This window comes from Duganella sp. 3397 (assembly GCF_031456625.1).
Taxonomy (GTDB): Bacteria; Pseudomonadota; Gammaproteobacteria; order Burkholderiales; family Burkholderiaceae_D; genus Rugamonas; species Rugamonas phyllosphaerae.
Map to the genome: position 1 here is coordinate 481,931 of NZ_JAVDVB010000002.1, position 13,177 is coordinate 495,107.

The window sequence follows — 13,177 nt, forward strand, 5'->3', positions numbered from 1 at the left end:
GCCATGCACGCACACCACTCCCTATTCTCCGCCACGGCCACGCCGTGGTTCGACGCAGACGCCACCCCCATCGCTGCGACAGGCAAGCAGCGCTGCTACCACGTCAACATCGGCGAACTGCGCGTGGGCGCCTGCACCGACCAGTTGCAAGCCCTGCTGGGCTCGTGCGTAGGCATCGCCCTGCTGTGGAAAAAACGCGGCCGCTGCGGCCTGGCCCATTGCCTGCTGCCCGAGTCGCCAGTGCCGCCCACCGAGCTGGGCGCCCGCTACGTCAGCCAGGCCGTGCCGTCGCTGCTGCGCCTGATGGGCGCCTGCGTGGCCGATTACGCCGATATCGACGTCGTGGTGGCAGGCGGCGGCAATATGCTCTCGGCCTGCTCGGCGCGTTTCCAGGTCGGTCAGCAAAACATCGACGCCGCCCAGAAACACCTGCGCCTGCATGGCCTGAACGTGCGCTTTGCCGAAGTGGGCGGCAAGTGCGGCCGTACCCTGACCGTCGATTGCGCCACGCAGGAAGTCCGCGTGAGCGCCATCGCACAATCTGCCCAGGCGGTACACCATGCCTGACACCGTGGACAGCAGCATGGCTGCCAGCAGGGCAGCAGTAGAGTTGTTCGGCTCGTTCCTGCTGGGCCCGGACGAGTTCGCGCTGCCCGCCAGTTGCATCCGCGAGGTGGTCAATTACCCCGACAAGATGACGGTCGTGCCACTGTCGCCGCCCTTCCTCGACGGCATGTTCAACCTGCGCGGCACGGTGATCCCGGTGGTCAACCTCAGCCGCGTGTTCGATCCGGCCGCGCCTGCCGCCGAGCGCAGCCACAAGATCGCCATCCTCGATTACCAGGGCGTGCTGGTCGGCATCCTGTTCCACGCCACCGGCGAGATCCTGCGCGTGCGGCCCGAGCAGCGCAGCACGCTCAGCTACGCGCCCGGCGCCGAGCACGCAGTGATCGCCGGCACCATCCTGCTGGCCGACGGCGCCCGCTTGCTGCAAGTGCTCGATCCGGCCGCGCTGGTGCGCATCGAAAACGTGCCGCAAGTGCTGGCGCTGCAAAGCGCCGGGCGGCAGGCGGCGCGGCGCCACCAGGGCGAGCGCCGCCAGTGCGTGAGTTTCCATGCGGCCGGGTCGAAATTCGCGTTCGACATGGGCGCGATCCAGGAAATCATCCGCGTGCCGGACATCCAGCCGTCCATCCTCAACAGCGCGCTGTGCCTGGGCCGCATCAATTTTCGCGGCAGCCCGGTGGCCATCGTGTGTTTCAGTACCCTGCTGACCTCGCCCGGTGCAAGCAAGGCAAGCGCGAATGCCAGCTGCGCCGCCCGCCAGTTCCTGCCCGACCAGCGCATCGTCATCACCCGCATCGACGACGCCACCATCGGCTTCCTGGTCGATTCGGTGGACAGCATCGTCCATTACTATGCCGAAGACCTGATGCCGATCCCGCTGCTCAGCCGCGCCCGCGCCGGCATGTTTGCCGGCTGCATCACCTGCCCGGCGCAAACCGACGTGATCGTGCTCGATCACCGGCAAATCCTGTCGAGTGCGGAAATCGTCGAGATGCGCACCGGCCACGCCCGCCTGTACCCCACCGACGACACCGCGGCAGCCACCGTGGCGGCGCGCGAAGCTCGGCGCATTCAGCGCCAGGTCTATCTCACCTTTGCGCTCGACAATATCTACGCGGTCGAGATCAAGCAGGTGCGCGAGATCATCGACTTTTCCAGCGACATCGCGCGCCCGCCCGGCATGCCGGCCTTCATGCGCGGCATGCTCAATCTGCGCCAGCAGATGATCAGCGTGATCGACTTGCGCAGCCTGTACGGCATGGCGCCGGCGCAGGCCACGGCGCAGACCAGGATCCTGGTGGTCGAGCGCGCCGGGGCGCAGGGCATGGAAAAATTCGGCTTGATGGTCGATGCCGTGCAAAACATCATGACCATCGAAGACAGCCGCCGCTTCGCAGCGCCTCGCATCATGCGCAGCACCGACCCCGCCAGCGCCGGCCCCAGCGGCGACATGCCGGACGTGATCGACATCGAGGGCGAAGGTGACGCCCACCAGACCCTGAGCGTGTTCGAATGCGACCGCCTGCTGGGACGGCTGGCACGGGAGCTGCCCGCACTGGCGGCGTGAGCGCCGCTGGTTTACAGTAGCGCGATACCGGCGATGCTTGCCGGCGCCGCACACTGAAAGGCCGTCCATGTTTCCGTTCCCATCCGCTTCGCCATCGAGGTCCGTCTTCGCCACCGGCCGCGCCCTGCTGCCGCTCGGCGTGCTGCCCCTCTGCTTGCTGACCGCCAGCGCCTTCGCGCTGTCGCTATCCGACCTGAGCAACAAGGACGCAGCCGGCGGCGTCAAGGCCGCGTTGGAGACAGGCGCAACCCTGGCCGTGGCCAAGCTGGGCGTGGAAAACGGCTTCCTCAACAACGAGCGCGTGCGCATCCCATTGCCAAAAATCCTCGAGCAAGCGCGGCCGTTGCTCAAGCTGACCGGCAAGGGCCAGCAGCTCGACGACCTGGTGATCCAGATGAACCACGCGGCCGAAGCGGCGGTGCCGATGGCCAAGCCGCTGCTGCTCGACGCCGTCAAGTCGATGAGCATTACCGACGCCAAGAACATCCTGACCGGCGGCGACACGTCGGTCACCGACTTCTTCCGCGCAAAAACCTCGTCCAGGCTGGCCGTGCAATTCCTGCCGATCGTCAAAAAGGTGACCGACCGCTCCAGCCTGTCCACCAGGTACAACAGCACCATGGCCATGGCGCCCAAGATGGGCCTGGTGACCAGGGAACAAGCCACCGTGGAAGGCTACGTCACCCAGCGCGCCCTCGACGGCCTGTACACGATGATCGGCGAAGAAGAAAAAGCCATCCGCGCCGATCCGATCGGCACCGGCAGCAAGTTGCTGGGCAAGGTGTTTGGGGCGCTCAAGTAAGCGTCCCTCTCCAAAGTCCAGGTCCTGCCTCTGCCCTCAGCCAGCCGCCGTGCCGGCTGAACGGCAGCGCGCTCTTTGCCTGGTTGCGCCCGCTTCTTATCGGAAACAATAAGACAACAAAGCAAACTGTCGCGGCCGTGTCATCTTCCTGTATTATTTGCCGTCGCCGCGACCCGGGACACGGGGTGCAATCCCGCCACCATAAAAATATCTGGAGCTTAATTTGAGCCTATTTAGAACGAAGAATCTCGACGATATGATTGCCGGCGCTAACAAGCCCGGCGGACTGGCCAAAGTACTCGGGCCATTCGATTTGATACTGATGGGCATAGGCGCGATTGTCGGCACCGGCATTTTCGTGTTGACCGGCACCGGCGCCGTCACTGCCGGCCCTGCACTCACCCTCTCTTTCGTGGTCGCCGCCATCGCCTGCGGCTTTGCCGCGCTCTGTTACGCCGAGTTCGCCTCTTCGGTCCCCGTGGCCGGCTCCATCTACACCTACACCTACGCTACCCTCGGTGAACTGGCGGCCTGGATGATCGGCTGGGACTTGCTGCTCGAGTACGGACTGGCTTCAGCGGCCGTGTCGGTGGGCTGGTCCGGTTATTTGCAGTCGCTGCTGGCCAGTTACGGCTACCAATTGCCGCTGGTACTCACTGCTGCCCCCGGCGCCGTTCCTGGCGTGACCACCATCGTCAACCTGCCGGCGCTGCTGATCATGCTGGTGCTGACCGCCATGCTTGGCTGGGGTGTGCGCGAGTCGGCCCGCATGAACAACATCATGGTGGCGATCAAGATCGGCGTGGTACTGCTGTTTATCTTCGTGGGCGCACCGCACGTCAAGCCCGATAACTGGCAGCCCTTCATGCCTTATGGCTACAACGGCATGTTGAGCGCGGCGGCGCTGGTGTTCTTCGCCTTTATCGGCTTCGACGCCGTGACCTCGGCCGCTGAAGAAGTGAAGCGCCCGGAACGTGACCTGCCGATCGGCATTATCGGCTCGCTGGCCGTGTGCACCATCCTGTACGTGATCGTGGCCGGCATCATGACCGGCATCGTGCCGTACAAGGAATTCCTTGGCGTCGATCACCCGGTCACGCTGGCGCTGCAATATGCGGGCGAAAACTGGATGGCGCGCGTGGTGGACGCCGGCGCCATCCTCGGCATGACCACCGTGATCCTGGTAATGGCCTACGGCCAGACCCGCATCATCTACGCCATGTCGCGCGACGGCCTGCTGCCGAAGAAGCTGTCGAGCGTGCACCCTAAGTACCAGACGCCGTTCTTTGCGACCTGGATGGTGGGCCTGTTCTTCGGCGTGGTGGCAGCGTTCGTGCCCTTGAACATCTTGACCGAGCTGATCAACATTGGCACGCTGGCCGCCTTCAGCCTGGTGTCGATCGCCGTGGTCATCATGCGCAAGAAGCGCCCTGATTTGAAGCGTACCTTCCGCGTGCCCTTCGTGCCGGTGATCCCGGCACTGGCCGTGATCTTCTGCGTGATGCTGATGACCTACCTGAGCTGGCACACCTGGGTGGCGTTCGCCATCTGGATCGCGCTGGGCCTGATCGTGTATTTCACCTACTCGCGCAAGCGTTCGTTGCTGAACTAATCTTGTCACTACCGGCAAGCCTGCAAGGCTTGCCGGCACCCTGCTTGCACCCTTGCTTAATTCACACTGATTTTCCCCGTCCCCGCATTATTCAACACCGACTGCTTGACCGAACTAGCCGCTGCCGGACTGGCGGAGTACGGCGGCGTCCATCCCACCGAGCTGCTGAAGCTGCACTTGCCGGCCAGGTTCAGCGCCGCGCCGTTGAGCAGCGAGCCGGCGTCGGTGATCGCGCCCGACTTGCTGGCCGAACCAGGATTGTTGACCATGTCCGTGCACGAGCTGGCGCCAGTCACCTCGAAGGCATTGTTCTGCATGATGATCTTGGCCTTGTAACCCACACCGACGCTGTACTTGTGCGGATAAACCTTGTGCGACCGGTTGCCTTCGAAGTAGTTATTGAAAATGTGGACCTTGCCGAAGCGCACGCGCGGCGCCCGTTCCGAGATGTGCAGGAAGTGGTTGTTGTTGAAGGTAACAGTCAGGTGGCCATCGTCCGAGGTCGTGCTGTCGGAAGAGCCGATCAGGTTGTTCTTCTGGTGCAACTCGAAACGGTTGTTGGACACCGTGACGAAGTCCGAGCCATTCTTGACGTCGAGCGCGGCGTCGTGGCATTGCTTGAGGCGGCCATTGGCGGTAGGCAGCTGGTCGTCGGTCTTGGGCGCGTCGGTAAACACGTTGTGGTCCACCCAGATATTCTTCGAGTTCGAGATGTTGATGCCGTCGTACTCGGAATTCCAGTTGCCGGCGCTGCCATCTTCCGGGTCCCAGATCGGGTTGATATCGCACGGGTTGACGATATTGAGGTTGCGGATGATGACGTTCTGGATGCCGTTCAGGACCAGGCCGGCGTTGACCAGCTTGGTATCGGATCCCATGCCGATCAGCGTGGTGTTACTGGTCAGGCGGATTTGCAGGCGCGTCTTCTGGTCGGCGGCGTCCTTGTAAGGGCCGCCGTTGTCGGCCGTGGTCGGGTCGATGGTGCCGTACAGCTTGATGATTTTCGGCTTGTCGCCCTGCGCCTTGATGGCAGCGAGCAATTGCGCCGCCGAGTTGACCTTGTAGGTTGCCGCCGACGAGGCGCCGGCGCCGCCCTTGGTGCCGCCGTTCTGGCCGGCCCAGCCGTTGGAAGGCGCGGTTTGCAGGGTGTCGTCGGCGTGGGCCGGAGCGGCAGCGAAAGCCACCAGGACAGCCAGGGCGGCGCCCGTCATGTTGATGCGTGTAGTCATTATTGTCTTCTCCGTTATTGTTTTCCAGGGATAATTCCCTGAGGAAACATTAGCAGAAAAAACAACTGAAATTACTGTAATTTCCGTTTAGAAATAGATATCTATTAAATAATCAACCGGTTGATTGAAAGCTATTCTAAATAACAACGCTAAATGACAACAAAGTCCAGCGCCCGCAGGAAGCTGGCGGCCTGCGCGTGCGAGATCACCGCCCCCTTGAACACCGCCGCGTCCGACAATTTCAGGCCTTCGATGTCGGCCCCGCGCAAGTCCGCACCCTGGAATTTGGCCAGCTTGAGGGTGGCGTTGCGCAAGCTGCCGCCTTCGAAGACAGCGTCGCGAAAGTCGCAGCCGGCCAGGTAAGCGTCGGCGAAATCGAGCGCCTTCAAGCTTGCTTTTTTAAACGAAAAGCCGCGCAGGTCGGCGCCGACCAGCAGGCATTCCTCGAACAGCAGGCCCAGGTGCGCCACCTCCTCGAACGCGGCGCCGGTCAGCTTGCAGCCGCGGTAGCTGACCGACGCCAGCTTGGCGCGCCGCCACTTGGTGTTGTTCAGGTCGCAGCTGTCGAAGCGGGCATCGACCGCATCGACCGATTCGAAATCGGCGCCGCCGGCGCGGCAGCGCTGCCAGACCGTGCGCGCCAGTTTGGCGGCAAACAGGTTGGCGCCGCCGAAGGTGCAGCGGTCAAAAGTACAGCCCTGCAGGTCGAGCCGCGCCAGGTCCTCGTCATCGAACATGCAGTGTTCGAAGTGACGGATGCCTTGCGCGAGGTGGTGTTCGAGTTCGGAGCGGTCCAGCGCGATGCCAGAGACGGTGGGGAGATTTGATGCCATCGGATGAGTCCTCAATGGCCGGCAGACGCGTGACAGACATACCACCACGCATCCCCGGACGTTAAGAGAACCTATCCCGGCAGGGAATGAGGCGCTGCTCGCGCGCCTCGGCAGCGGGGGCGGCGTTGCTCGTCATCGCATGGCCTGCCATGCTTCCTCCTCGCGCCTTGTCCCCACTACCGATGCATCGCTATCCGCTGCCTCCTCCCTACCGAGACAGGTTCTCTGTCAAGATCGGCGCCGTGGGTCCGCTGTGCGGGAGCATGGCGCGTGGCGCGACACTTGCCGGGTTACCAACCGGCTTGCTCATTTTCGACTCGGCGCTATTTTAACCGCATCGGGTGCGCGTGTGTGACCAGTCCTGCGCGGGCTGTCCTACAATGCCTTCAAATTAACCCGGGGGAATACTCGTGGAACATGAAGTCGATATCATCCGCCAGCTCGACGACCAGGAAGAAGTGCTGCAACGCGCGCGCCTGCGTACCATGCAGCTGGTCGCCGTCGGCTTGCTGCTGCTGGCTGCCCTGCTGTTCGCGCTGGCCCGCTGGCAGCGCCACGCCCATCCGGCCTGGGGCTACCTGGAAGCGTTTTCGGAAGCGGCCATGATCGGCGCGATCGCCGACTGGTTCGCGGTGGTGGCGCTGTTTCGCCATCCGCTCGGGATTCCGCTGTGGCACACGGCCATCATCCCCAACAGCAAGGAACGCATCGGCAAAAGCCTGGGCAAGTTCGTGGAAAACCATTTCATTACCGAAGCGGCCATCAACGCCCGCCTGCGCGAGGTCGATATTGCCGGCAAGGCGGGCCGCTACATGCAGGTGCCGGCCAACGCCGCTCGCCTGTCGCAGTGGACCGGCCCGGCGCTGGAAAAGCTGCTGCACGCCCTCGACGAGGACAAGATGCGGCGCATGGTGTGCGACACCGCCACCCGCGAACTGGCGCGGCTGGACCTGGCCAGCCTGGCCGGCGACTGCATCGATGCGCTGATCGCCGAAGACCAGCCGCAGCACCTGGTCGATTTGCTGCTCGACCAGCTGGGCGAGTACCTGTCGCACGAGGAGAACCACGAAACTATCGGTAACATGGTGCAAAGTGCAGTCAATACCGACAGCTCGGTGGTCGAATACGCGCTGCATAAAGCCATGCCGCGCCTGATCCGCTCCACCATCCGCAAGGTGGCCGACGTGCGGGTGGACCGCAACCACCCGCTGCGCGCGCGCCTGGGCGCGTGGATCGCCGAGAGCGCGCTGCGCCTGAAGGCCGACCCGCAGTGGCAGGACGCCATTGGCCGATACCAGCACGACGCGCTGGCCAGCGACAAGATCCAGCACATGCTTGCCGGCCTGTGGGACGCGCTGCGCGCCCGCGTACTGGCCGACCTGCACACCGATAACCCGGGCGTGCCGGCGGGCGTGCAAAAGCTGGTGGAAAAAGCCGGCCATATGCTGACCGAAAACGACGACCTGCGCGCAGGACTGAACCGCCTGCTGGAGGCGGGCAGCGCGCAACTGGTGCGCAATTATCGCGGCGAAGTGGGCCTGTTCATCGAAACCCAGCTGGCCAGGTGGACCCGCGACGAAATGAGCAAGCGCATCGAACTGGCCATCGGCCGCGATTTACAGTTCATCCGCATCAATGGCACGGTGGTTGGCGGCCTGGCGGGCGTGGTGATTCATGTGATAGTGCAGGTCACCAGCTAAAGGCTGGCAGCGTGCGCCAACATGCTTTACCATGCGGGGTCTTCCATCCCTCCATGCTCAATGAGACCAGCTGACGATAGGTTCTTCACCCGCCGCCTGATTGCGGCCGCCCTGCTGGCATTGCCGCTGGCGGCCCTGGCCGATCCCGGCCACGTCCACGAGCTCACGCCCGCCAGCGCCGATACGCTGACCGTGGTCGGTCCGTGGGAACTGACCGGCATCGAACCCTCGCGCAGCGGGTTCATGTTCACCCGCATGGAGGTGACGCAAACCCTGCTCGACGTCGACGACGCCGGCCATTTGCGCGCTGGCGCCGCCAGCAGCTGGGAAGTGTCGAGCGACCAGCGCGAATGGCGCTTCTTCATCCGCCAGGGCAACCGCTTCCACGACGGCTCTCCCCTCACCGCCAATACGGCGCTGGTGTCGTTGCGGCGGGCCTTGAAAACGCCGGGGGTGCTGCAACTGGCCGGTATCACCGAACTTTACGCGGAGCGCGGCGCCGTCGTGGTGCGGCTGCGTAAACCATTTGCGCCGCTGCCGTTCCTGTTCACCCAGTACAGCACGCAGTTGCTGGCGCCGTCCTCGTTCAACGCGACCGGGCGGGTGACCGCCATCGTCGGCAGCGGTCCGTATCGGATCAAGTCGATCACGCTGCCGCAGATGTTCGAAACCGAATTCGCCGACACCTGGAACGGTGACGCTCCGGCCGTGCGGCGCGCGCGCTACATCAGCGTGTCGCGCGCGGAGACGCGGGCGCTGATGGCGCAAAGCCGCCAGGCCGATCTCGCCTTTACGCTCGACCCACCCAGCATCCGCCGCCTGCAACGCCAACAGGGCGTGTCGCTGGTGGCGCAGAATCTGCCGCGCACCACGTTCCTGAAACTGAACGCCGCTCACCCATTCCTGCGCGATGAACGTGTGCGCCAGGCGATCAGCCTGGGCGTGGAGCGCGACGGCATCGCCCGCGCGCTGCTGCGCGACGCCGACCTGGGCGCCACCCAGCTGTTCCCGCCCGCGCTGGCGCAGTGGCACCAGACAACGATGGCACCGTTGCGCACCGATCCCGCCGCCGCCCGCGCGCTGTTACAGCAAGCCGGCTTCGCGCCCGGCGCCGACGGCATTCTGTGGCGCGACGGGCGGCGTTTCGCCATCACGCTGTACACCTTTGTCGATCGCCCCGAGCTGCCGCTGATCGCGTCCGCGATCCAGGAAGAGATGCGCCAGATCGGCATCGCCGTGCGGGTGATCGTCGGCAATTCGAGCGACATCCCGGCCGGCCACCGCAGCGGCTCGCTGGAAATGGGACTGGTAGCCCGCAACTTCGGCACCACGCCCGATCCCACCGCCACCATGGTCGGCGACTACACCAACGGTGGCGGCGACTGGGGCGCCATGAACTGGCACGATGCCGCGCTCGACGCGGCCCTGGCGCGCCTGTCCACCGGCGAAGCGCCGGGCGCGCAGAACGCCGACCGCGCCGCCGTCGCCGCGCGCCTGCAGGCGTCGCTGCCGGTAATCCCGGTAGTCTGGTACCGCCAAACCATCGCCGTCTCGAGCCGCGTACGCAACGTGAGCATCGACGCCTTCGAACGCAGTTACCGCATATCGGACATCAAATGGCATCCCTGACACCCTGGCTAGATACCGCGCGGCGCTGGTCGCCGCTGCTGGGCCGGCGCCTGCTGCAAGCGTTGCTGGTGGCCCTGCTGGTCGGCACGCTGTGCTTTTTCATGACGCGCTGGCTGCCCGGCGACACCGCGTTCCGCATCGCCGCCGGCCGCTACGGCTACGACATGGTCGATGCCGCCGCCGCCGAAGCGGTGCGGACGGAACTGGGCCTGAACCGGCCCGCGCTGGCGGCGCTGGCCGACTGGTGGGGCAAACTGGTGCGCCTCGACCTGGGCCTCTCGCTGGTGACGGCGCAGCCGGTGATCACCGAAATCGGCCACCAGCTGGGGCAAACCCTGCGCCTGTCGTTCTGGGCGGTGCTGCTATCGGTGCTGCTGGGACCCATCCCCGGCGTGCTGGCGGGCTTGCGCCCGGGCGGTTGGTTCGACCGCGCCACGCTGGCGCTGTCGGTGCTGTTGCGGGCGATGCCGCCGTTCGTGCTGGGACTGGTGCTGGTGCTGGTGTTTTCGGTGGAACTGAACGCGCTGCCGGCCGCCGGCCACATGGACCAGGGCAGCGTGGCGCTGCCGGCGCTGACATTGGCGATCGGCCTGGCCGCGGTGTCATCGCGGGTGGCGCGCGACGCCATGGTGGCCGTGCGCGGCAGCGCCTATTATGCTTTCGCACTGACCAAGGGCCTGTCCCCGTGGCAGGCGCTCACGCGCCACGGCGTACGCAACGTCGGCGCGCCGGTGGTGGCCTACGTTGCGGTACAGCTGGTGTACCTGGTGGAAGGGGTGGTGCTGGTGGAAACCATCTTCGCCTGGCCCGGCATCGGCCACGCGCTGGTGCACGCCATCTTCGGGCGCGACGTGCCCATGATCCAGGGCACGGCGCTGGTGCTGGGCCTGATGTTCGTGCTGTTTAACGCGCTGGTGGACGTCGCGTGCGCCGCCATCGACCCGCGCCGCCGTCCGCAATGAGTGCCATGACCAACCAAGAGACTCCCGACCTGCACGACGCCCTGCTGGCAGCGAGCCCGCCACGGCGCCGGTCCGTCGCGCGCGTGCTCGGCGCCTTCATGCTGATCGCGATTGCGGCATTTGCCCTGCTGGGTCCCTGGCTGATCGGCGCCGATCCGGCGCGGCAAACGCTGGCGCGCTTCCTGGAGGCGCCCAGCCTGGCGCACCCGCTGGGACTCGATCACCTGGGCCGCAGCATGCTGGCGCGCCTGGCCGAGGCCTCGCGCCTGTCGCTGTCGATGGCGCTGCTGAGCGTTATGAGCGCGGCCATTCCCGGCACCGCGCTGGGCCTGCTGGCGGCCTGGCGCGGCGGCTGGGCCGAGCGCATGCTGACGGCCTTTGCGGACGCCATCCTGGCCCTGCCCGGCCTGCTGCTGGTGCTGCTGCTGGCCGCCTTTGCGCCGGGCCAGTTCTGGCCGCTGTACGTGGGCATCTCGCTGGCGCTGTGGGTGGAATACTTCCGCGTGGTGCGGGCCGCAGCCACCATCATGCTGGCCAGCCCGCAGGTGGAGGCATCGCGCCTGCTGGGCTTCGACGCGTTGTATATCGTGCGCCGCCACCTGCTGCCGGAACTGTTGCCGCGCCTGTGGACCTTGATGCGTTTCGGTTACGCCGGCGCCGTGCTGGCCATGGCGGCGCTGGGCTTCATCGGCGTGGGCCTGCAACCACCGACGGCGGAACTGGGCGTGATGATGATCGAACTGCTGCCGTATTACAGCGAGGCGCCGTGGCTGGTCGGCGCCCCCATTTTCATTTTGTTCGCGACCTTGCTGGGTATGATCCTGCTTGGCAGCGGAAAAGACACATGACCGATACCTTCTCGAATTCCGCGCACCTGGCCGTGCACGGCCTGGCGGTCGGCGCTGGCGGCCAGGCGCTGGTGCAAGCCATTGACCTGCACATTCCCGCCGGCGGCGTGCTCACCCTGCTCGGTGAAAGCGGCTCCGGCAAGTCGCTGCTGGCGCAAGCCATCATGGGCAACCTGCCGGCTAACCTTACCTGCAGCGGCACGGTGGAAGTGGGCGCGCATCGGTCAAACGCAGCGGACCTGAAGGCACGGCGCGCGCTGTGGGGCCGGCAACTGGCGCTGCTGCCGCAGGAGCCATGGCTGGCGCTCGATCCGACCATGCGCGTGGCGCGGCAGATCGCCGAGGTGCACGAACTGGTGGCGGGCATGGCGCCCGAGGTGGCGGCGCCCACCGCCCAGGCCGGGCTCGATGGCCTGGGCATGGGTGGCGCCGGCAACAAGTATCCGTTCCAGATCTCGGGCGGCATGGCCCAGCGCGCGGCTTTCCTGGCCACCCACGCCGCCGGCGCGCCGGTGATGATCATCGACGAACCGACCAAGGGCCTGGACGCCGACCGCCGCGCCGACGTGCTGGCCGTGCTGCGTGCGGCCATCGCCGACGGCCTCACGCTGCTCACCATCACCCACGATGTCTGGCTGGCGCGCCAGTTGGGCGGCCAGGTGGCGGTGATGCTGGGCGGCGCGATCGTCGAACAGGGCGACGCCGCCACCGTGCTGGCGGCGCCCGGCCACGCCTACACGCGGCGCCTGCTGGCAGCCGAACCGGCAGCCTGGCCGCGCCTGGCGCCGATCAAGGCCATCGACGGCCAGGTACTGGTGGAGATCGAGAGCGTGGCCAAGCGCTTCGGCGCCCAGCACCTGTTTGCCGGTGTAACGGCGCAGATCCGGCGCGGCGAATTCATCGCCGTGACTGGCCCCAGCGGCTCCGGCAAAACCACGTTCGGCAATATCGTGCTGGGCCTGCTGCGGCCCGACAGCGGCACGGTGACCCGTGGCGCGGGCCTGGCGCGCACGGCGTTCCAGAAGATCTACCAGGACCCGGCGGCAGCATTCGCGCCAGCGGTCACCTTGCGGCAGTCGCTGCAGGATGTGATCGCGCTGCACAATCTGTCGTGGGCCGAGCTGGACACCTTGCTGGCGCGGCTGCGCTTGCGCCCCGCGCTGCTCGACCGTCTGCCGTCGCAGGTCTCGGGCGGCGAGTTGCAGCGCTTTGCGCTGGCGCGGGTGCTGCTGCTGCGCCCTGCCCTGATCTTCGCTGATGAACCGACCTCGCGGCTCGACCCGGTCACCCAGCAGGAAACCCTGGCGCTGCTGGCCGAACACGCGCAGGAATTTGGCTGCGCGGTGTTGCTGGTCACCCACGACGCCGGTATTTCGGCCCGCATGGCCACCAGGGTGATAGTCTTGTCGCATTCTCCTTGATCCCCCA

Annotated in this window: 11 protein-coding genes; 9 read left to right on the top strand and 2 right to left on the bottom strand. The window is 65.8% G+C overall.

All coding sequences use genetic code 11. The annotated features are described in order from the left end of the window. Positions 1-3 precede the first annotated feature (3 nt). The 4 genes from J2X54_RS06740 (at position 4) to J2X54_RS06755 (ending at position 4,548) form a co-directional block, all read left to right on the top strand. On the top strand, positions 4-567 hold the full coding sequence (locus tag J2X54_RS06740; RefSeq protein ID WP_310179346.1) for a chemotaxis protein CheD: 564 nt from the start codon (positions 4-6) through the stop codon (positions 565-567). After that, positions 560-2,134, top strand: coding sequence for a chemotaxis protein CheW (locus J2X54_RS06745; protein ID WP_310179349.1), 1,575 nt, complete (start codon positions 560-562; stop codon positions 2,132-2,134). The genes J2X54_RS06740 and J2X54_RS06745 overlap by 8 nt, the downstream gene beginning before the upstream one ends. Positions 2,135-2,201: 67 nt before the next feature. After that, positions 2,202-2,936, top strand: a complete 735-nt coding sequence (locus tag J2X54_RS06750; protein WP_310179351.1) for a DUF4197 domain-containing protein — start codon at positions 2,202-2,204, stop codon at positions 2,934-2,936. A 223-nt stretch (positions 2,937-3,159) separates the two neighbouring features. Next, positions 3,160-4,548, top strand: a complete 1,389-nt coding sequence (locus J2X54_RS06755) for an amino acid permease (protein WP_071651588.1) — start codon at positions 3,160-3,162, stop codon at positions 4,546-4,548. 56 nt (positions 4,549-4,604) lie between these two features. Here J2X54_RS06755 and J2X54_RS06760 read toward each other — a convergent pair whose 3' ends face one another. Together J2X54_RS06760 and J2X54_RS06765 are read right to left on the bottom strand one after the other, a co-directional pair. Further along, the gene (locus J2X54_RS06760) at positions 4,605-5,777 is read right to left on the bottom strand and encodes a hypothetical protein (protein WP_310179357.1); all 1,173 of its coding nucleotides are present in this window, start codon (positions 5,775-5,777) and stop codon (positions 4,605-4,607) included. Between the two features lie 149 nt (positions 5,778-5,926). Further along, positions 5,927-6,610 carry a pentapeptide repeat-containing protein gene (locus J2X54_RS06765; RefSeq protein ID WP_070246909.1) on the bottom strand — a complete coding sequence of 228 codons (684 nt, stop codon included), beginning with the start codon at positions 6,608-6,610 and terminating at the stop codon, positions 5,927-5,929. Positions 6,611-7,020: 410 nt separating this feature from the next. Here J2X54_RS06765 and J2X54_RS06770 point away from each other — a divergent pair, with 410 nt between their 5' ends. Genes J2X54_RS06770 through J2X54_RS06790 form a run of 5 tightly spaced genes read left to right on the top strand, consistent with a single transcriptional unit; the run spans position 7,021 to position 13,170 of the window. After that, positions 7,021-8,310, top strand: a complete 1,290-nt coding sequence (locus J2X54_RS06770) for a DUF445 domain-containing protein (RefSeq protein WP_310179360.1) — start codon at positions 7,021-7,023, stop codon at positions 8,308-8,310. Positions 8,311-8,370: 60 nt separating this feature from the next. Continuing rightward, a complete protein-coding gene (locus tag J2X54_RS06775; RefSeq protein WP_310179363.1) occupies positions 8,371-9,939 on the top strand; it encodes an ABC transporter substrate-binding protein in 1,569 nt (522 codons plus the stop codon). After that, positions 9,927-10,901: an ABC transporter permease gene (locus J2X54_RS06780; RefSeq protein WP_310179366.1), complete on the top strand. Its 975-nt coding sequence runs from the start codon at positions 9,927-9,929 to the stop codon at positions 10,899-10,901. Before J2X54_RS06775 ends, J2X54_RS06780 begins: the two co-directional genes overlap by 13 nt. A 5-nt stretch (positions 10,902-10,906) precedes the next feature. Further along, positions 10,907-11,749: an ABC transporter permease gene (locus J2X54_RS06785; protein WP_310179368.1), complete on the top strand. Its 843-nt coding sequence runs from the start codon at positions 10,907-10,909 to the stop codon at positions 11,747-11,749. After that, positions 11,746-13,170 (top strand): ATP-binding cassette domain-containing protein, encoded by a 1,425-nt coding sequence (locus tag J2X54_RS06790; protein ID WP_310179370.1) that lies wholly within the window; start codon positions 11,746-11,748, stop codon positions 13,168-13,170. Before J2X54_RS06785 ends, J2X54_RS06790 begins: the two co-directional genes overlap by 4 nt. The last annotated feature ends 7 nt before the right edge of the window (positions 13,171-13,177 follow it).